Genomic DNA, 18,189 nt, shown 5'->3' with positions numbered 1-18,189 from the left:
GCACCCCACACCCTTTCGAGGCCGCGCCGATGAAACGTCTTCTCGCACTCGGCGCCGTCTGCGCCGTTTGGTTCGCCCAGCCGCTCCGCGCCGAGACGCAGACCCTCTGCCTCACCGCGCTCGACGCGGCGAGCGGCCGGACGCTGGTCGAGACGGGGCCGGCCTGCGACGCGCGGGTGACGCCGGCCTCGACCTTCAAGCTGGCGATCGGCCTGATGGGGTTCGACGCGGGCATCCTGAAGAGCGCGGACGAGCCGAAGCTGCCGTTCAGACAAGGCTATGTCGACTGGCGGCCGGAATGGCGGCAGGCGACGACGCCGGCGACGTGGATGCGCGACTCGGTCGTCTGGTATTCGCAGCGGGTGATGGAGAAGCTCGGGCGCGAGCGCGCGCAGGGCTATCTCGGCGCCTTTCGCTACGGCAACGAGGACATCTCCGGCCTTCCCGGCGAGGGGAACGGGCTCATCCACGCCTGGCTCGGCAATTCGCTGGCGATCTCGCCGCGTGAAGAGGCCGAATTCATGGGCCGGATCGTCCGGCGCGAGCTCGGCGTCTCCGCCCGTGCCTACGAGATGACCGCGGCGATCGCCGCCTATGGCACGAGGGGCGACGGCTGGGAGGTCTACGGCAAGACCGGCGCGGGCCTGCCGCGCGGGGCGGACGGCAAGCTCGTCCGCGGCCGGGCCTATGGCTGGTTCGTCGGCTGGGGGAGAAAGGGCGAGCGGACGGTGGTCTTCGCCAAGCTCGTTCAGGACAGCGAGAAACAGTCCGTCCCGCCGGGTTTTCGGGCGCGCGATATGCTGTTCGACGAGCTGTTCGCCGAGGACGGGCTGCTGGATTAGGCGCGCGGCTCGAACGCCCTCATTGGAGCATCGTCGAGCGCCTTTCCTTGCCGCCAGTCGCCGCCTCGCATAATCGGGGCGCCGGGCCCATCTCGAGGGCCGGAGACCGAACGAGACGAGGCGGGCAGGATGCAGAAGCGGGTCGCAATTCTGGTCAAGGGCTATCCGCGTCTGTCGGAGACCTTCATCGCCCAGGAGATCGCCGGGCTGCAGGATCGCGGTCTCGACCAGCTGATCGTGTCGTTGCGCCAACCGGGCGAGACCAAGACCCATCCCGTCCATCGGCGGATCACCGCGCCGGTGCTCTACCTGCCGGAATATCTGAAGGACGATCCGGCGCGGGTGAAGCGCGGCCGGGAGTTTGCCGAGCGCCAGCCGGGTTTTGCCGAGGCGGAGAAGATCTTCCAGGCGGATCTTGCCCGCGACCACACGGCCAACCGCTATCGCCGCTTCGGCCAGGCCTGCGTGCTGGCCGCCGAATTGCCCAAGGACGTCGGCTGGCTGCACACCCACTATCTCCACACGCCGGCCTCCGTCGCCCGTTATGCCGCGACGATCCTCGGCCTCGGCTGGTCCTTTTCGGCCCATGCCAAGGACATCTGGACCTCGGAGCGCTGGGAACTGTCGGAAAAGCTCGATTCCTCGGCCTTCGGCGTCACCTGCACGTCCGCCAATCTCGACTATCTCCGCTCGCTGGCGAAACGGCCGAAAAAGGTCGAGCTCGTCTATCACGGCCTCGATCTCTCCGGCATCGTGCCGCCGGAGCGCAGGCCCCGCGACGCCGGCCGACCCTTCCGCATCGTCTCGGTCGGCCGGGCGGTGGAGAAGAAGGGCTTCGCCGATCTCATCCGGGCGCTGGCGCGGCTGAAGGACCGCAACTGGCATTTCGATCACGTCGGCGGCGGGACGCTCGCAAAGAATCTGAAGGCTCAGGCCGACAAGGCCGGCATCGGCGACCGCATCACCTGGCACGGCAGCCGCGAGCGCGGCGAGGTCTTCGACCTGCTCGCCAAGGCCGATCTCTTCGTCCTGCCGTCGCGCATCGCCAGGTCCGGCGATCGCGACGGGCTGCCCAACGTCCTGATGGAGGCGCAGGCCCACCGCCTGCCGGTGATCTCGACGAGAGTCTCGGCGATCCCGGAACTGGTCGCGGACGGTGAAACAGGGCTCCTCGTCGAGGAGCGCGATCCGAAGGCGCTGGCGGAGGCGATCGCCCGCCTGATGGACGATCCGGCGCTGGCGCAGCGTCTCGCCGAGGCCGGCGAGCGGCGGGTGCGCGAGAGGTTCTCGCCGGAGCCGGGTCTCGACCGTGTGGCGGCCCTGCTCGGCGATGCCCTCAGGGCCGAGGCGGCATGAGCGTGACGGCCACGCGCACCGGCAGTGATTTTCCGCGGTCGGCGGCGGCGCTCGACCGGCTTTCCGGCGAAGGCCGGCAGGTCTCGCTGTGGTGGCGGGACGACGACGCGCGGAGCGTGACGCCCGAACTGGACCGGCTGCTCGGTCTGGCGAAGCGCCATGCGCTGCCGCTCGCCCTCGCCGTCATTCCCGTCGGCGCCGAGCTGGCCCTGGCCGAGCGGCTCGCCGGCGAGGCGGGCGTCTCGGTGCTCCTCCACGGCCACGCCCATGCCAACCATGCGTCCCCCGGCGAAAAGCGCGCCGAATTCGGTGACCACCGGCCGGCGGACGTGATGCGCGGGGAGATCGTCGCGGGCAAGGCGAGGCTGGAAGATCTCTTCGCCGATCGCTTCCGGCCGGTCTTCGTGCCGCCGTGGAACCGCATCGGCCGGACCGCCCGCGCTTTGCTCGCCGGCCTCGGCCTGCCGACCCTGTCGGTCTACGGGGCGGCGAAGGATTCATCCGATGGCGAGCCTGCCGAACTCAACACCCATCTCGACGTCATGGACTGGCGCGCGATGCGCGGCCTGACCTTCGATGCGGCGGACGGGCGCCTCGCCGCGCTGATCGACGGCCGGACAGGCAGCGCGGCCGTCGCCGAGCCGATCGGCCTCCTCACCCACCATCTCCAGCACGACGAGAGCGCCTGGGCGCTGACCGACCGGCTGCTCGGGCTGCTCGTCGCCCATCCGGCGGTCGTCCGGGATGGGCCGGCTTTGCTTCCGATCTCGAAGTGACTATGACGCGCCGATGTCCCAGCGTGTTCTTCTCACCGGCGTCGCCGGTTTCATCGGCTTTCACACCGCGCGAAAACTGCTCGCCCGGGGCGACCGCGTGGTCGGCTTCGACAGCGTCAACGACTATTACGATCCTGAGCTGAAGCGGGGACGGCTCGCCGAACTCGATCGGCTGCGGCGGGAGGGCGGTCACGACTTCACCTTCGTCGAGGCCGATCTCGCCGACCGGGCCGCCCTCGACCGGGTGTTTGCGGGCGAGGGCTTCGACCGGGTGATCCATCTCGCCGCCCAGGCCGGCGTCCGCTACTCGCTGGAAAACCCCGAGAGCTACGTGTCGAGCAATCTCGTCGGCTTTGCCAACATGCTCGAAGTGTGCCGCCATGCGAAGGTGCCGCATCTCACCTTCGCCTCGTCCTCCAGCGTCTACGGCGCCAACCGCAAGGTGCCGTTTTCCGAGCATGACGGGGTCGATCATCCGATCCAGCTCTATGCGGCGACGAAGCGCTCCAACGAGCTGATGGCGCACGCCTACAGCCATCTCTTCGCGCTGCCGGTGACGGGCCTGCGCTTCTTCACGGTCTACGGGCCCTGGGGCCGCCCGGACATGGCGTATTTCTCCTTCGCCGAAAAGATCATGGCCGGCCGGCCGATCGCCCTGTTCAATCACGGCCGCCACAGCCGCGACTTCACCTTCGTCGACGACATCGTCGAGGGCGTCGTCCGCGCGAGCGACCGGATCGCCACGGCCGATCCCGGCTTCGATCCGCTGAGGCCCGATCCGGCGACGAGCACCGCGCCGTTCCGCATCTTCAACATCGGCAACGGCAAACCGATCGAGCTGAAGCGCTTCGTCGAGGTGCTGGAGGCGGCGCTCGGGAAGAAGGCCGTCATCGAGCTGAAGCCGATGCAGACCGGCGACGTCGAGGACACCTTCGCCGACGTCGGCGCGATCGAGGCCGCCCTCGACTATCGTCCGGCGACCACGGTGGAGGACGGCATCGCCGCCTTCGTCGACTGGTTTCTCGCCTATCGGCAGCGTGCGGGCTGAGCGGCCGGTCGACACGCTTCCGTAGCGCTCCTGCCGAAACGGCTGCAACGTCGACGGACGTCCGGCATCGCGTGGGAACGTCTCGGCGCCCTTCCGACTTTCTCCCGACCATTCCGCTTCACGGGAGACCAAGCCATGCCCGATCCGAAGAAACGCCCCGAGGACGAGATCGACCAGCCCGATCTCGTCGGCAATGCCGTCGAGCGCACCGACAACGGCTTTCGCGGCAAGAAGGACGGGGAGCGGCTGATCGGCCGGGACGTCCCCATCGAGGAGCAGGACGCCGAGGAGGAAGAGAAGCTGCCCTGAACGGCTGCGAATGCGCCGTCCGGAAGGGCTCGGCGGAGGCTCTGCCGAGCCCGCCGGCCGGAGGGGCTTGTCGTGGACCCTCGGGCGGAAGATGATCGCCGTTGCAATTTCGGAAGGCCGCTCATGCTCAAGACCATTCCGCCGCTCGTCACGCCCGAACTCCTGCAGACGCTCGCGGCCATGGGGCACGGGGACGAGATCGTCCTCGTCGACCGCAATTTTCCCGCCGCCTCCGTCGCAGCAGAAACGGTGACCGGGACGCTCGTGCAACTGACCGGCGTCGGCACCAACGAGGCCGCACGGGCGATCCTGTCGCTCCTGCCGCTCGACAGCTTCGTCGAGGCGCCGGTGCGCTACATGGCGCCGGAGGGCGAGCCGGAGGCCGATTTCGAGGTCCATCGGGACATGCAGGAAATCGTCGATGCCGCCGAGGGACGCAGCGTCGCCATGGAAGCGGTCGAGCGATTCGACTTCTACGACGAGGCGAAGACCACCTATGCGGTGGTCCGCACGGCCGAATCGCGGCCCTATGGCTGCTTCATCTTCAAGAAGGGCGTGATCTTCGACTGAGGGCCATCGTGCCTGCTCGGGGCACGTCGGGTCCGTCCACCGGCTGCCCGGCGGGCGAAGGACACCGGGCGACGGATCACCGCTGAGGGGGATCCATCCGATCGGTCGGTCTTCACGAAGACGGAGAGGGGTCGAATGGTGGGCGTGACAGGGATTGAACCTGTGACCCCTTCGATGTCAACGAAGTGCTCTCCCGCTGAGCTACACGCCCATTCGACGGAGCGGCATAGACCACATGACCGCGCGATCCGTCAACAGGGAAAACCGCCTTTCGCGAAACATTTGCGACAGGGCTGCGGACCGGATTTTCGCCGGCCTCGCAAGGCCCCGTCATCCGGTAGCGGAGGCCCGGCGATGCGGCGGATCGATTGCCGCAGCACCGTTCTCACGAACGTCGCGAAATCCGGTCCGCGCTCTTGGCGGACGCGAGCCCGGGTTCCGATGCGCCGAATGCGCCGGCCGTGCCGGGCCGTCGGTCCGCCGTCTCAGGCGGCGTCCTCGAGGATCTTGCCGACCTCGTCCACGAGTTCGCGCAGGTGGAAGGGCTTCGACAGGATCTTGGCGTTCTTCGGCGCCTTCGAATCGGGATTGAGGGCGACGGCGGCGAAGCCGGTGATGAACATCACCTTCAGGTCGGGATCGAGTTCGGTCGCCCGTCGGGCCAGTTCGATCCCGTCCATTTCCGGCATGACGATGTCGGTGAGGAGCAGCGAAAACGGCTCTTCGCGAAGCCGCTCATAGGCGCTTCCGCCATTGTCGAACGCCACCACCTCGTAGCCCGCCCGTTCCAGCGCCTTGGCCAGGAAGCGGCGCATGTCGTTGTCGTCTTCTGCAAGCAGTATCTTCGCCATTCCTCAAATCCGCATTCGCCTCGGTGGACCGGACCGTTTGTCGGCCGATCCTTACACGAATTTCATACCAGAATGGTCCGATATTTTCTAAAAGGAATTGGCGCAAATTGGCCTGCGGCCCTAATTGTCGTCGAAAGCAAGCGAAGAGGGACGATTGACGGACATTCCGACACTGAAGACCAGCGATGGCCTGGTGCCGGCCTTCGAGATCGTCGAGCCGCGCGACGCGGCGATCCCCTTCGTCTTCTGCTCCCCCCACAGCGGCCGGGACTATCCTTCCGATCTTCTTGCGGCGACGCGGCTGGGTGGTGAGGCAATTCGCCGCTCCGAGGACATCTTCGTCGACGATCTCTTCGCCTTCGCGCCGGCTCTCGGCGCGCCGCTGATCCGCGCGCGCTTCCCGCGGGCCTATCTCGACGTCAATCGCGAGCCCTTCGAACTCGACCCGAAGATGTTCGCCGGGGCATTGCCGGGCTTCGTCAACAGTGCTTCGCTGCGGGTGGCCGGCGGCCTCGGCACGATCCCGCGGATCGTCGCCGAGAACGAGGAGATCTACCGCGAGACGCTGCCCGTCGCCGCGGCGATTGGGCGGATCGAATCCATCTATCAGCCGTTCCACGAATCGCTCGCAGGCCTGCTCGACCGGACGCGCGACCGCTTCGGCCTCGCCATTCTGATCGATTGCCACTCGATGCCCTCCAGCGTCCGGGCGCTTCCCGGCGGGCGGCGGCCGGACATCGTCCTCGGCGATCGCTACGGAACCAGCGCGTCGAGCCGCTTCGTCGCCATGGCCACCACGCATCTCGCCGCCTTCGGCTTCGACGTCGCCCGCAACAAGCCCTATGCCGGCGGCTACATCACCGAGCATTACGGCCAGCCGGGCCGCGGCCTGCATGCCATTCAGGTGGAGATCAACAGGGGGCTCTATGCCGACGAGACCCGGTTCCTTCCCCATCACGGATTTGGCCGGCTGAAGGCGCAGCTCGCCGACTTCGTCGACCGCTTTGCCGCGGACGTCGCCGCCGAATGCGCGGCGCGTCCTGCCGCAGCCGAGTGACGGCGCCTCGCGCCGACGACGGCCCCCGGATTTCGGGTAAAAAAAACCGCACTGCAGTGACGCAGCGCGGTCTCGAGTCTAGGGAGGAAACGCCCATAAGGGCAACGGCACGGATGCCGCACCGCAAAAACTATGGTGCGATGCCAAATATGTCAACGCTTCTGACCGATTCTGCCGTAGCGGGAATTCACAATTTCGTGATAATCACCGGCCGGCCTCGGTCGAGCCACACGCAGGGATTCCGGGGCCATGGGCGAACCTGACGCACACTTCCTCCTGCAACTGGCCGACGCGGCCGACCGCGAGACCCTGCCGCGCTTTCGCGCCGGCGGAGGCATCGAAAACAAGCTTTCCGGCGGTGCCTTCGACCCGGTCACCGAGGCCGACCGCGCCGCCGAGCGGGCGATCCGGCAGATGATCGGGGAGCGCTTTCCCGATCATGCGATCGTCGGCGAGGAATATGGCGAGACCGGCGGGGGCGACCGCCGCTGGATCATCGACCCCATCGACGGCACCCGCGCCTTCATCACCGGCATCCCCGTCTGGGGAACGCTGATCGGCCATTATGCCGGAGGCCGGGCGACGTTGGGCATCATGTCCCAGCCCTTCACCGGCGAGCGCTTCTTCGCCGACGGCAGCGGCAGCTTCCTGAAGCGCGGCGACGGCGAGGCTCGGCCGATCGCCGTCCGCAGGACCGGGAGGATCGCCGACGCGACCCTGTTCACGACCTCGCCACGGCTCTTTTCCGGCGATCTCATCGGCCGCTTCGAAGCTTTGGAGACGGCCGCCCGCCTGACCCGTTTCGGCACCGACTGCTACGCCTTCGCGATGCTCGCCGCGGGGCATGTCGATCTCGTCGTCGAAGCCGGGTTGAAGCCTTACGACATCGCAGCGCTGATTCCGCTGGTCGAGCAGGCCGGCGGCATCGTCACGACCTTCGCCGGCGACAGGCCCGAACGCGGCGGCGACATCGTCGCGGCGGCGACGACCGAGCTTCACGAGGCGGCGCTGCGGATCCTCGCCGGCTGACCGCGACCGGGAATGAGGTCCCGCCGGACCTCGCGATGATCAGGCGGCGGCGAGCGCCGGGTTGCCGACATAGGCATCGAAGGCCTCGAGCGCCTGTTCGCGGAAGCGGTCGGCCTCCTGCAAAAGTTCGTGCCGCGCCAGCGGGATCGTCAGCGACGAGCCGCAGCGCATGCGATAGGCGAGGCGCTCGGCCGCCGCCGAGGAGACGACCTGATCGGCGCCCGCCGTGACGATCAGCGTCGGAATCGAGAGCGCGGCGATTTCGGCGGAATCGTCCAGCCGTCGCATCGCCCGCGTCATGGTCGCCAGCCAGGCGACGGTGGGGCTGCCGATGAAGAGCTGCGGCGCGGTCTGGGCCAGAAGCCGGTTGCGCTCGTAGCGTCGCGGGTCCGACGTCAGCGGATTGTCGGCGGGGTTCGGCAGCCGGCCCGGGATCGCCCGCCGCACGGGACGCGTCGACAGCCCGAGCCAGCGGCCCGCGGTGGAAAGGCGCGACAATGTCCGCAGGCCGGGCAAATTGGACGCGAAGCCGATCAGCGGCGCGAACAGGACCAGCCGCTCGACGGTGTTGGCATGGCGCGAGGCGGCGTGCAGGGCGATCAGGCCGCCCATCGAATGGGCGAGGATGGTGTAGGGGCCGCGGCAGTCCGGCAGCACCACGTCCTGCAGGATGCATTCGAGATCGATCAGATACTGGCCGATATGCTTGACGTGGCCGAGGGACGAGCGGCGGAGCGCCCGTTCCGAGCCACCCTGGCCGCGCCAGTCGAAGGTGACCACCGAGAAGCCGCGATCATTGAGATCGCCGATCGTCTCGAAATATTTCTCGATCGCCTCGTTGCGGCCCTGCAGGAGGAGGACCGTGCCCCGGGAAGCGCCGGGGGCCTTGGAGACGGCATAGCGGATCCGCCGCCGGTCGGAGGTCTCGATGAATCCGCCGACGAGTCTCTCCGGCGCCGGATTGCCGGGGATTTCGGCAAATCGCGGCCGGTCTTCAGTGTCGCTCACGTCCGCTTCCGCCTCCGGTTGGTCTCTGGTTTCGACATCGGGCGCCCATCAGGACCTGTAGAGACGAGGCAAGTCCGCCGCTAGATACCTGAAAAGAGATCCGTGCAGGATGAAGCGACAGCCTATCAGCTTCGTCATCCCGGCCATGGAGCCGGGATCTTCCCACATCCAAGCCCCAAATTCGTTGCTATTCAGTGTGTTGCGGGCAGGCCTTTGCAGCGGTTCCGATGATTTGGAATGGATCCCGGGTCAAGCCCGGGATGACGAGGTGGAGGGGTTTTCGCTGCCTCCGCCGCCGCGGTGCCGGACATGAAGGTCCCGTCTGCCTGGCATCCTTCCGCTCGAGCCTAAGCCGGCATTCCCTGTTCGGCCGCCTCGACCTCCTTGGCGAAATTGTCGAAGAACTGGCCGGCGAGCTTCTTGGCGGAAGAGTCGATCAGCCGGCCGCCGAGCTGGGCGAGCTTGCCGCCGACCTGGGCGCTGACGTCGTAGGTGAGGATCGTCTCGGCGCCGTCCTCGGCGAGATGGACGTCCGCCCCCCCTTTGGCGAAGCCGGCGATGCCGCCCTTGCCCTCGCCGACGATCGAATAGCTTTCGGGGGCGTTGATGTTTTCCAGCCGGATCTCGCCGTTGAACTTCGCCTTCACCGGCCCGACCTTGGCGGTCACCACCGCCTTCATCTCGTTGTCGCTGGTCATTTCGAGTTCTTCGCAGCCCGGGATGCAGCGCTTCAGCACCTCCGGGTCGTTGAGCTTCGCCCACACCGTCTCGCGGCTGGCCGGCAGCCGGTATTCGCCCTTGAGATCCATCGTCGTCCTCCCTTGACCTTCAGACCGGGCGCCGTGGCCGGGCCTTTCGCGACGCTCCGCCTAACTTGACGGTTTTCGCCGTTTTGCCAAGCCGTGCGAGAACCGATAAGAGCCGGAACGAACACCATATCGGCGAGAGCCGGCAAGGAGAAGGCCATTGGCGCGCAGCCGCCGTCCGCAGCAACCGCGTGTCTCCGGCGAGCCCGGCCGAGCCCGGCCGCGGCGGCGGGAGGCGGCCGGCGAGGCCGAGACCCGTGCCAGGGACGCGCGGCACCCGGCCGAACAGCCGCGTCGGGACGCGGAGCCGGCAAAGCGCCTGGAGCTCGACCCGCCGAGGGGCGCGCGGCCGCAGCTCGTCGCGCCGACGGTGCTCACCGTCGCGCCCGGCCGCGACTACGAACTCCTCGACAGCGGCGAAGGCGAAAAGCTCGAACGCTACGGCCCCTATAGCATCCGCCGCCCCGAGAACCAGGCGATCTGGCCGCGGCGGCTCGCAGCGAAGGACTGGCAGCGCGTCGACGCGATCTTCACCGGCGACGTCGAGGAAGAGGGGCTCGGCCGCTGGCAGTTTCCCGCCGAACCGCTCGGCGAAACCTGGCCGCTGTCCCATGACGGCCTCGCCTATCTCGGCCGCTTCACCTCGTTTCGCCATGTCGGCGTGTTTCCCGAACAGGCGGCCCACTGGTCCTTCGTCGAGGCGCGGATCGCCGAGAGGGTTCGGGCCGGCGGAACGCCCCGCCTCCTCAATCTCTTCGGCTATACCGGCCTCGCCTCGCTGGTCGCGGCGCGGGCCGGCGCCGAGGTCACCCATGTCGACGCCTCGAAGAAGGCGATCGGCTGGGCCCGGGAGAACCAGGAGATGGCCGGCCTTGCGGACAAGCCGATCCGCTGGATCTGCGAGGATGCCGTGCGCTACGTCGAACGGGAGGTGAAGCGCGGCAGCCGCTACGACCTGATCCTCCTCGATCCGCCGAAATTCGGTCGCGGCCCGAAGGGCGAGACCTGGCAACTGTTCGAGGATCTGCCCTATCTCGTCGCGCTCACCCGTGCGCTCGTCTCCGAAAGGCCCGATTGCGTGATCCTCACCGCCTATTCGATCCGCTCTTCCTTCTATTCCCTCGGGGCGCTGATGGGCGAAGCCTTTCGCGGCCTCGGCGGCCGGATCGAGGCCGGCGAGCTGGTGATCTCGGAGGCCGGCGAAGAGCCGCGGCTGCTCTCGACCTCGCTGTTCGGACGGTGGATCGCCGAATGACCGACGACATCACGGCGCCGCGGCGAAGAGCCGGCCCGCTCGCCGCGCCCGGCCGCATCAAGGACATCTCCAGCGCCGCGAACCCGATCGTCAAGGACATCCGGGCACTCGCCCAGAAGCGCCATCGCGACGAGACCGGCCTGTTCCTCGTCGAGGGGCTGAAGCTCGTTCTCGACGGTCTCGACGCCGGCTGGGAACTCGGCACCCTCGTCGTTTCCAAGGCGGCGCTCCTAGGCGGCAGCGAGGTGCTCACCCGGGCGGTCTCGCGCGCCGTCGCGAGCGGCGCCGACGTCATCGAGGCGAGCGCCAAGGTGCTGGAGGCGATCGCCCGACGCGACAATCCCCAGAGTGCCATCGGCGTCTTCCGCCGCCAGCTCGTGCCGCTGGCGAAGATCGCGCTCGCACCGGGCGAGGTCGCCGTCGCGCTCGACCGTGTGCGCGATCCCGGCAATCTCGGCACGATCCTCAGGACCGCCGACGCGGTGGGGGCGAAAGCCGTCGTCCTCGTCGGCGACTGCGTCGATCCGTTCTCGCTCGAAACCGTGCGGGCCACCATGGGCTCGATCTTCTCCGTCCCAGTGGTACGGGCAAAGGAGGCGGAGTTCCTCGCCTGGAGGCAGGACTTCGCCGGCCAGATCGTCGGCACGCACATGGCCGGGACGCTCGACTACCGCACGCCGGACTATGCCGCGGCGACGCTGCTCTTCATGGGCAACGAGCAGGCCGGGCTGTCGGCGGAGATGGCCGGAACCTGCGACCTTCTCGTCCGCATTCCCCAGGCCGGGCGCGCCGACAGCCTCAATCTGGCGGTCGCGACCGGCGTCATGCTGTTCGAAGCCCGGCGGAAGGCCCTGACCCTATGACCCGCGGGCTGACGCTCTTCAATCTCCTGACGGTGGTCGTCGCCGTCGTGCTCGACCAGGCGATCAAGGCCGTCGTCGTCGCCACCATGCCGCTGCATTCGGCGATCGAGATCCTGCCGTTCCTGGCGCTGTTCCACGCCCGCAACACCGGCATCGCCTTCTCCATGTTCGCCGGTCTCGGCGACGTCGGCCTGTCGCTGCTCGCCGCCGCCGTCCTCGCCGTCGTTCTCTTCCTGTGGTGGAAGACCCCGGCCGGGCGGAAGCTCACCCATTTCGGCCTCGCCATCATCGTCGGCGGGGCGATCGGCAACCTGATCGACCGCACCCGCCTCGGCTACGTCGTCGACTACGTCTATTTCCATACGCCGGCCTTCGACTTCGCGGTCTTCAACCTTGCCGACGCCTTCATCACCGTCGGCGCCGTCATCATCCTCCTGGACGAGTTCGTGCTGGCCGGCATGGGGCGGAAACAGGCGGCGGAAAAGCACGGCGATTGACGGGCAGCAGGGTGTGGAGCACCATCTTGCCCGTCAGGCGACCGTAAAGCAGCGCAAAAGCGCGCGGGCGGCGTGGCTTCGCCACGACGCCGGAAAAGGGAGGCGGCCATGGCCGAGACGTTCCGGGCGATCCTGATCTCGCGCGACGCGGACAAGAAGCAGTCCGTCGACGTGGTCGAGATGAGCCCCGACGATCTGATGGAGGGCGACGTCGACGTCGCCGTCGCAGCGACTACCGTCAACTACAAGGACGGCCTCGCCATCACCGGCAAGTCGCCGGTGGTCAGGCGCTGGCCGATGATCCCCGGCGTCGATCTCGCCGGAACGGTCGTCCGCTCCGATCATCCGAAATGGAAGGCGGGCGACGAGGTCGTGCTCAATGGCTGGGGCGTCGGCGAGACCCATTACGGCGCCTATGCCGGTCTCGCCCGGCTGAAGGGCGACTGGCTGGTTTCCCTGCCGGAGCGCTTCTCGGCCCGGGACGCCATGGCGATCGGCACCGCCGGCTACACGGCGATGCTCTCGGTGCTCGCCCTCGAAGATGCCGGGATCTCGCCGGCGGACGGCCCCGCCGTCGTCACCGGCGCGTCGGGCGGCGTCGGGTCCTTCGCCGTCGCGCTTCTCGCCAGACGCGGCTGGGACGTCCTCGCCGTCACCGGGCGCACCGCCGAGGCGGATTATCTCAAAGGCCTCGGCGCGAGCGAGATCATCGATCGCGCGGAACTGTCCGAGCCCGGCAAGCCGCTCGGCAAGGAGCGCTGGGCCGCCGGCATCGACGCCGTCGGCAGCCACACCCTCGCCAACGTGCTGGCGTCGACGAAATATCACGGCGCCGTCGCCGCCTGCGGCCTCGCCCAGGGGATGGATCTTCCCGCCACCGTGGCGCCGTTCATCCTGCGCGGCGTCTCGCTTCTCGGCATCGATTCGGTGATGGCGCCGCTCGAAAAGCGCGAACGGGCCTGGAAGCGGCTGTCGGAGGACCTCGACCGGAGGATGATCGAGAGGATCGCGACCGACAGCGGTTTCGACGATCTGATCGACACCGCGCGCGAGATCGTCGCCGGCACCATCCGCGGCCGTGTCGTTGCGACGATGCGATGACGACGGCAATCTTCGGTAGCAGAAAAGCCGCGCTTGCCCGCCTCGGCGGGCAGGGGTCCTTGTGTCGCGGGGGCCCAAGGCGTCATATTGGGCGGAATTCAGTCACGAAACCGTTGCCGAAAATTCGTAAACGCAATCGGAACCCCTCGTGGCGGACGGAGAACGACGATGGCAACGCAAAGTCTCGGGGTTGGTGGCGATCCGGCTGGAATCCGCCCGGTCTCCGGCGAGGGCGAGGTGGTTCCCCCGGCCCCGATCGTGCGGCGTAATCCGGTGGCGTTCCGCAAGATCGCTTTCGAGGCGAAGGCCGGCGGCCTCGGCCAGATGCCGGCGAAGATGCTGCATTTCGTCCGCCGCTTCGATGCGGCCTCGCCGCTGCTCGGCCGGCTCGGCAATCTCGAGGTGCGTCTCGCCCGCAGTGCCGCCGAGGTCAAGGCGGCGCAGCAGCTTCGCTACCGCGTCTTCTATCAGGAAATGAGCGCTCAGCCGTCGAAGCTGCAGAAGATGACGCGGCGCGACCGCGACGGATTCGACCGCTACTGCGACCACCTCCTGGTCATCGATCACGGCCGCGGCGGGCCGATCGCCCAGCGCATCGTCGGCACCTACCGGCTGATGCGCGGGGAACGGGCGGCGCTCGCCGGCGGCTTCTACACGGCCCAGGAATTCGACATCGCGCCGATGATCGCCCGCCATGCCGGCAAACGCTTCCTCGAACTCGGCCGCTCCTGCGTCCTCAAGGAATATCGCGGCAAGCGCACGGTCGAACTGCTGTGGCAGGGCATCTGGGCCTATGTCATCACCCACGACGTCGACGTCCTGTTCGGCTGTGCCTCGCTCGCCGGCACCGACCCGGCGCAGCTCGCCGGGCCGCTCGGCTTCCTGCAGGCGAACGCGCCGGCGCCGGAGGAATGGCGGGTGCGGGCGCTCCCCCATCGCGGCACGTTCTTCGACGCCGCTCCGGCGGAAATCGATCCGCGCCGGGCGCTCGCCGTGCTGCCGCCGCTGCTCAAGGGCTATCTCCGGCTCGGCGGCTATGTCGGCGAGGGCGCCGTGGTGGACCACCAGTTCGGAACCACCGACGTCCTGATCGTCCTGCCGCGGGAAAACATCAATCCGCGCTATGTCGGACATTACGGCGCCGACGCCGGCCGCTTCGCCGCGTGAGGCGGACCGCCGGGCCTTCCGCCGATCTCACCCGGCGGGGCCGCCTCGTTCTGCAGGGCGATCGTCTCGCGATGGTCGCATCGGCCGGCCTCAGCCGCCGCCGATCCGCACGATGCTCCGGGTCTTCATGTCGACGATGACCGGCTGGCCGGCGTAGTAGAAGTAGGCGAAGGCGCGGCTTCCCTTGGGCTGCTCGAGTTTCACGGAACCGGGAACCGAATCGCCGAGCGCCGGAAGCGTCGGCAGCCGCGCATTGTCCGTCGGGTGGGCGAGCGCATATTGCAGGATGTTCACGGCGTCGTCGGCCGCGACGGCCGGGGTGAATGCCGCGAGTTGAAGCGCGAACGCTGCGGCCAGTGCAAGACGCATGGTTTTCGTGGCCATCAGGACTTCCCTCTCAATTCGACCGCCCCGGGCACCCCGTGCCCTGGACGATGTCTTTCGCCTCATCGCATGCCCCCGATGAACGGAAGCTGAGCGCGCCACGAAATGCAAGTCGCCCAGCGCCGCCGCTGACATCGAGATGGTGTTTGCAAGCCGTCGGTTGAAGCCTCCTTGCCGTCTTCCCGTGACGGGCCGGTCACGAATGGCGGGGATGGCGGCGTCCGGCGGCTTGCGCAGTGGCCGCCGCCCCGATAGCGATTCGCCGATCCCGGCGGATCGAGACCTACGGGCGGATCGGACGATGCCGCCGCCGCCGGGCGAGCCCATGCGCCGATCGACGAGGTGATACCCGGCCGATGACCAGCGACGCCGCCCCGACGCCGATGATGGCCCAATACATCGAGATCAAGGCGGCCAATCCCGATTGCCTCCTGTTCTACCGCATGGGCGACTTCTACGAACTGTTCTTCGACGATGCGGCGGAGGCGGCCCGGGCGCTCGGCATCGCCCTGACGAAGCGCGGCAAGCATCTCGGCGAGGACATTCCGATGGCGGGTGTGCCGATCCATGCCGCGGACGACTATCTGCAGAAGCTGATCGCACTCGGTCATCGGGTGGCGGTGTGCGAGCAGCTCGAAGACCCCGCCGAAGCGAAGAAGCGCGGCGCGAAATCGGTGGTGAAGCGCGACGTCGTGCGGCTGGTGACGCCGGGCACGATCACCGAGGAGGCGCTGCTCGATCCGGGCCGCGCGAACTATCTGATGACGCTCGCGCGGATCGGCAGTTCCGACCGCCCCGAATTCGCGCTCGCCTGGGCCGATCTTTCCACCGGCGTCTTCCGCACAGCCGCCGTCGCCGCCGGACGGCTCGAGGCGGAGATCGCCGCCGTCGAGCCGCGCGAGATCGTCGTTTCGGACGGCCTCTTCCACGACGCGGCCTTTGCGGGGCGGCTGAAGCGTTTCGGCCGGGCGGTGCGGCCGGAGCCGCAGGCGCTGTTCGACGGCTCGACCGCCGAGACCCGGCTTTGCCGGTTCTTTTCCGTCGCCACGCTCGAAGGCTTCGGCCGCTTCTCGCGGGCGGAGCTTTCGGCCGCCGCCGCGCTCATCGCCTATCTCGGCAAGACCCAGATCGCCGCCAGGCCGATGCTGGAGCGGCCGGTGCAGATCTCTGCGGGGTCGGTCATGGAGATCGATCCGGCCACCCGCGCCTCGCTGGAACTGACCGCGACGCTCTCCGGCCGCCGGCAGGGCTCGCTGCTGTCGACTATCGACCGGACCGTCACCGGCGCCGGTGCGCGGCTCCTCGCCGGGCGGCTCGCCGCGCCGCTGACCGACCGACAAGCCATCGCCGCGCGGCAGGACGCCGTCGCCTTTCTCGTCGAGGCTTCGGATCTCAGGCGCGACGTGCGCAAGGCGCTCGCCGGACTGCCGGACGGCGAGCGCGCCCTGTCACGGCTCGCCCTCGGCAGGGGCGGCCCGCGCGACCTCGCGGCGGTGCGCGACGGTCTAGCCGCCTCCCTGTCCCTCGCCGGACGTCTGCCGGGCGACTTGCCGGCGGAACTCGCCGCCGCGCGAGACGCCCTGCAGGCGCTGCCCGAAAAGCTCGCGGAGGATCTCGCCGCCCATCTCGTCGACGGCCCGCCGCTCTACAAGCGCGACGGCGGCTTCGTGCGCGAGGGTGCCATCGCCGGCCTCGACGAGGCGCGGGCGCTCGGCGAGAACTCCCGCCGGGTGATCGCCGAACTCGAAGGCCGCTACGTCGCCGAGACCGGGATTCGCGCCCTGCGGATCAAGTACAACAACGTGCTCGGCTATTTCGTCGAGGTGAGCGAAGCGAACGCCAGGACGCTGATGGCCGGCGAGACGGCCCCCACCTTCGTCCATCGCCAGACGATGGCGAACGCCATGCGCTTCTCGACCGAGGAGCTGAGCGGGCTGGAGAGCCGCATCGCCGGCGCCGCCAGCGAGGCCTTGTCGATCGAACTCGCCTGCTTCGACCGGCTCTCCGCCGCCGTGCTCGAAGCCGCCGAGGCGCTTCGCCGCGGTGCCGAGGCGCTCGCCGTGGCCGACGTTTCGGCGGCGCTGGCGGAAATCGCGGTGGAAGCGGCCTGGAGCCGGCCGAAGGTCGACGATACGCTCGCCTTTTCCATCGAGGGCGGGCGTCATCCCGTCGTCGAGGCGGCACTGAAGGCCGGGTCGGGCGAACCCTTCGTCGCCAACGACTGCGATCTCTCGCCGCGAAACGCCGGCGGCAAGGGTGCGATCTGGCTGCTGACCGGCCCCAACATGGGCGGCAAGTCGACCTTCCTCAGGCAGAACGCGATCATCGCCGTGCTCGCCCAGATCGGAGCCTTCGTTCCGGCCGCGCGCGCCCATCTCGGCGTCGTCGACCGGCTGTTCTCCCGCGTCGGCGCCTCCGACGATCTCGCCGAGGGGCGCTCGACCTTCATGGTCGAGATGGTCGAGACGGCGGCGATCCTCAACCAGGCAGGGGAACGGTCGCTGGTCATTCTCGACGAGATCGGTCGCGGCACGGCCACCTATGACGGCCTTTCGATCGCGTTTGCCACCGTCGAACATCTGCACGAGGCCAACGGCTGCCGGGCGCTGTTCGCCACGCATTTTCACGAGATGACCGCCCTGGCGAGGCGGCTGCCCCGCATCGCCAACGCGACGATGCGGGTGAAGGAATACAAGGGCGAGGTGATCTTCCTGCACGAGGTCACCGACGGCACCGCCGACCGCTCCTACGGCATCCAGGTCGCCAAGCTCGCGGGCCTGCCGGCCTCGGTGGTCAAGCGGGCGCGCCAGGTGCTGAGCGAGCTCGAGCGCGGCGGGTCCCAGGCCAGGCGCACGGCCTTCATCGACGACCTGCCGCTGTTTTCGGTGGCGCTGGAACGGCAGTCGGCCGCGGCCGAAAATCCGGCGTCCTCCGAGAGCCCGCATGCCGCGCTCGCCGCCGCGATCGCGGCGATCGATCCGGACGCGCTGTCGCCAAAGGCGGCGCTGGAGGAGATCTACCGGCTGAAGGGGCTCTTGACGGCGGAATGACGACGAGGCTCGTCGAGCCCCGCGAAGTCGCAATCGCCGCCTCTGAACGAGAAACGACTCAATCCGTATTCGAGCGATCTCCGGCGAGGTAAAGTGCTCGTCGCCGGCCGTCGCGCGAAGCGGCTTTCCTCACGACGGCGTGTTTTCGGAGTGATGCGGAGCGAATGGTCGTTGCGGAACCATTCATGCGTGACACTGTTGTGACCCCATACAACGCCGA

18 protein-coding genes and 1 tRNA gene are annotated in these 18,189 nt (G+C 68.4%); 14 read left to right on the top strand and 5 right to left on the bottom strand.

What is annotated here, in order from left to right; all coding sequences use genetic code 11:
• The first annotated feature begins 29 nt into the window (after positions 1–29).
• From blaOXA to LZD57_RS20110, 6 genes are all read left to right on the top strand, one after another.
• Positions 30–842, top strand: coding sequence for a class D beta-lactamase (blaOXA, locus tag LZD57_RS20135; RefSeq protein ID WP_233721373.1), 813 nt, complete (start codon positions 30–32; stop codon positions 840–842).
• A 129-nt stretch (positions 843–971) separates the two neighbouring features.
• Complete coding sequence (locus LZD57_RS20130; protein ID WP_233721372.1) at positions 972–2,198, top strand: glycosyltransferase family 4 protein; 1,227 nt, start codon at positions 972–974, stop codon at positions 2,196–2,198.
• Positions 2,195–2,974, top strand: a complete 780-nt coding sequence (locus LZD57_RS20125) for a polysaccharide deacetylase family protein (protein WP_233721371.1) — start codon at positions 2,195–2,197, stop codon at positions 2,972–2,974. The genes LZD57_RS20130 and LZD57_RS20125 overlap by 4 nt, the downstream gene beginning before the upstream one ends.
• A gap of 13 nt (positions 2,975–2,987) precedes the next feature.
• Positions 2,988–4,022, top strand: coding sequence for an NAD-dependent epimerase (locus LZD57_RS20120; protein ID WP_233721370.1), 1,035 nt, complete (start codon positions 2,988–2,990; stop codon positions 4,020–4,022).
• 135 nt (positions 4,023–4,157) lie between these two features.
• Entirely contained in the window at positions 4,158–4,331 is a 174-nt protein-coding gene (locus tag LZD57_RS20115; RefSeq protein WP_233721369.1) for a hypothetical protein, read from the top strand.
• Positions 4,332–4,454: 123 nt separating this feature from the next.
• The gene (locus LZD57_RS20110; RefSeq protein ID WP_233721368.1) at positions 4,455–4,901 is read left to right on the top strand and encodes an RbsD/FucU family protein; all 447 of its coding nucleotides are present in this window, start codon (positions 4,455–4,457) and stop codon (positions 4,899–4,901) included.
• A gap of 136 nt (positions 4,902–5,037) precedes the next feature.
• On the opposite strand, the gene LZD57_RS20105 is transcribed toward LZD57_RS20110, so the two are convergent.
• Both LZD57_RS20105 and cpdR read right to left on the bottom strand, forming a co-directional pair.
• Positions 5,038–5,112, bottom strand: a tRNA-Val gene (locus LZD57_RS20105).
• A gap of 274 nt (positions 5,113–5,386) precedes the next feature.
• Positions 5,387–5,752 (bottom strand): cell cycle two-component system response regulator CpdR, encoded by a 366-nt coding sequence (cpdR, locus tag LZD57_RS20100; protein ID WP_163462862.1) that lies wholly within the window; start codon positions 5,750–5,752, stop codon positions 5,387–5,389.
• 154 nt (positions 5,753–5,906) lie between these two features.
• On the opposite strand from cpdR, the gene LZD57_RS20095 reads away from it, so the two are divergent.
• The gene (locus LZD57_RS20095) at positions 5,907–6,809 is read left to right on the top strand and encodes an N-formylglutamate amidohydrolase (RefSeq protein ID WP_233721367.1); all 903 of its coding nucleotides are present in this window, start codon (positions 5,907–5,909) and stop codon (positions 6,807–6,809) included.
• A gap of 249 nt (positions 6,810–7,058) precedes the next feature.
• The gene (gene hisN / locus LZD57_RS20090) at positions 7,059–7,838 is read left to right on the top strand and encodes a histidinol-phosphatase (RefSeq protein WP_233721366.1); all 780 of its coding nucleotides are present in this window, start codon (positions 7,059–7,061) and stop codon (positions 7,836–7,838) included.
• Between the two features lie 39 nt (positions 7,839–7,877).
• Here the strand turns inward: hisN and LZD57_RS20085 are convergent, their stop codons facing one another.
• Together LZD57_RS20085 and LZD57_RS20080 are read right to left on the bottom strand one after the other, a co-directional pair.
• Positions 7,878–8,846, bottom strand: coding sequence for an alpha/beta fold hydrolase (locus tag LZD57_RS20085; protein WP_233721365.1), 969 nt, complete (start codon positions 8,844–8,846; stop codon positions 7,878–7,880).
• Between the two features lie 347 nt (positions 8,847–9,193).
• A complete protein-coding gene (locus tag LZD57_RS20080) occupies positions 9,194–9,655 on the bottom strand; it encodes an SRPBCC family protein (RefSeq protein WP_233721364.1) in 462 nt (153 codons plus the stop codon).
• A gap of 157 nt (positions 9,656–9,812) precedes the next feature.
• Here LZD57_RS20080 and LZD57_RS20075 point away from each other — a divergent pair, with 157 nt between their 5' ends.
• The 5 genes from LZD57_RS20075 to olsB all read left to right on the top strand — a co-directional run bounded on the left by LZD57_RS20075 (position 9,813) and on the right by olsB (position 14,535).
• Positions 9,813–10,907: an RsmD family RNA methyltransferase gene (locus LZD57_RS20075; RefSeq protein WP_233721363.1), complete on the top strand. Its 1,095-nt coding sequence runs from the start codon at positions 9,813–9,815 to the stop codon at positions 10,905–10,907.
• Positions 10,904–11,770 (top strand): TrmH family RNA methyltransferase, encoded by an 867-nt coding sequence (locus LZD57_RS20070; protein ID WP_233721362.1) that lies wholly within the window; start codon positions 10,904–10,906, stop codon positions 11,768–11,770. Before LZD57_RS20075 ends, LZD57_RS20070 begins: the two co-directional genes overlap by 4 nt.
• Positions 11,767–12,267: a signal peptidase II gene (lspA, locus tag LZD57_RS20065; RefSeq protein ID WP_233721361.1), complete on the top strand. Its 501-nt coding sequence runs from the start codon at positions 11,767–11,769 to the stop codon at positions 12,265–12,267. The genes LZD57_RS20070 and lspA overlap by 4 nt, the downstream gene beginning before the upstream one ends.
• Before the next feature lie 108 nt (positions 12,268–12,375).
• Positions 12,376–13,368 carry an acrylyl-CoA reductase (NADPH) gene (gene acuI, locus LZD57_RS20060; protein WP_233721360.1) on the top strand — a complete coding sequence of 331 codons (993 nt, stop codon included), beginning with the start codon at positions 12,376–12,378 and terminating at the stop codon, positions 13,366–13,368.
• A 324-nt stretch (positions 13,369–13,692) separates the two neighbouring features.
• Positions 13,693–14,535: a l-ornithine N(alpha)-acyltransferase gene (gene olsB, locus LZD57_RS20055; RefSeq protein WP_233721424.1), complete on the top strand. Its 843-nt coding sequence runs from the start codon at positions 13,693–13,695 to the stop codon at positions 14,533–14,535.
• Between the two features lie 90 nt (positions 14,536–14,625).
• Here the strand turns inward: olsB and LZD57_RS20050 are convergent, their stop codons facing one another.
• Positions 14,626–14,919 (bottom strand): DUF1236 domain-containing protein, encoded by a 294-nt coding sequence (locus LZD57_RS20050; protein ID WP_233721359.1) that lies wholly within the window; start codon positions 14,917–14,919, stop codon positions 14,626–14,628.
• Between the two features lie 356 nt (positions 14,920–15,275).
• Here LZD57_RS20050 and mutS point away from each other — a divergent pair, with 356 nt between their 5' ends.
• Complete coding sequence (gene mutS, locus LZD57_RS20045; RefSeq protein ID WP_233721358.1) at positions 15,276–17,969, top strand: DNA mismatch repair protein MutS; 2,694 nt, start codon at positions 15,276–15,278, stop codon at positions 17,967–17,969.
• The last annotated feature ends 220 nt before the right edge of the window (positions 17,970–18,189 follow it).

Source organism: Jiella avicenniae, from assembly GCF_021390325.1.
In the GTDB taxonomy this organism is placed as follows: Bacteria; Pseudomonadota; Alphaproteobacteria; order Rhizobiales; family Rhizobiaceae; genus Jiella; species Jiella avicenniae.
Note: the sequence above shows the minus strand (reverse complement) of the source record. Positions and strands in the feature narration are given on the sequence as shown.

What these genes read in the sequence shown, in the direction of transcription:
- blaOXA (WP_233721373.1), top strand. Translation starts at nt 30, where the DNA reads ATGAAACGTCTTCTCGCACTCGGCGCCGTCTGCGCCGTTTGGTTCGCC.
- LZD57_RS20080 (WP_233721364.1), bottom strand. Translation starts at nt 9,655, where the DNA reads ATGGATCTCAAGGGCGAATACCGGCTGCCGGCCAGCCGCGAGACGGTG.
- lspA (WP_233721361.1), top strand. Translation starts at nt 11,767, where the DNA reads ATGACCCGCGGGCTGACGCTCTTCAATCTCCTGACGGTGGTCGTCGCC.
- LZD57_RS20115 (WP_233721369.1), top strand. Translation starts at nt 4,158, where the DNA reads ATGCCCGATCCGAAGAAACGCCCCGAGGACGAGATCGACCAGCCCGAT.
- LZD57_RS20050 (WP_233721359.1), bottom strand. Translation starts at nt 14,919, where the DNA reads ATGGCCACGAAAACCATGCGTCTTGCACTGGCCGCAGCGTTCGCGCTT.
- LZD57_RS20120 (WP_233721370.1), top strand. Translation starts at nt 2,988, where the DNA reads ATGTCCCAGCGTGTTCTTCTCACCGGCGTCGCCGGTTTCATCGGCTTT.
- hisN (WP_233721366.1), top strand. Translation starts at nt 7,059, where the DNA reads ATGGGCGAACCTGACGCACACTTCCTCCTGCAACTGGCCGACGCGGCC.
- LZD57_RS20125 (WP_233721371.1), top strand. Translation starts at nt 2,195, where the DNA reads ATGAGCGTGACGGCCACGCGCACCGGCAGTGATTTTCCGCGGTCGGCG.
- mutS (WP_233721358.1), top strand. Translation starts at nt 15,276, where the DNA reads ATGACCAGCGACGCCGCCCCGACGCCGATGATGGCCCAATACATCGAG.
- LZD57_RS20070 (WP_233721362.1), top strand. Translation starts at nt 10,904, where the DNA reads ATGACCGACGACATCACGGCGCCGCGGCGAAGAGCCGGCCCGCTCGCC.
- olsB (WP_233721424.1), top strand. Translation starts at nt 13,693, where the DNA reads ATGCCGGCGAAGATGCTGCATTTCGTCCGCCGCTTCGATGCGGCCTCG.
- acuI (WP_233721360.1), top strand. Translation starts at nt 12,376, where the DNA reads ATGGCCGAGACGTTCCGGGCGATCCTGATCTCGCGCGACGCGGACAAG.
- LZD57_RS20110 (WP_233721368.1), top strand. Translation starts at nt 4,455, where the DNA reads ATGCTCAAGACCATTCCGCCGCTCGTCACGCCCGAACTCCTGCAGACG.
- cpdR (WP_163462862.1), bottom strand. Translation starts at nt 5,752, where the DNA reads ATGGCGAAGATACTGCTTGCAGAAGACGACAACGACATGCGCCGCTTC.
- LZD57_RS20130 (WP_233721372.1), top strand. Translation starts at nt 972, where the DNA reads ATGCAGAAGCGGGTCGCAATTCTGGTCAAGGGCTATCCGCGTCTGTCG.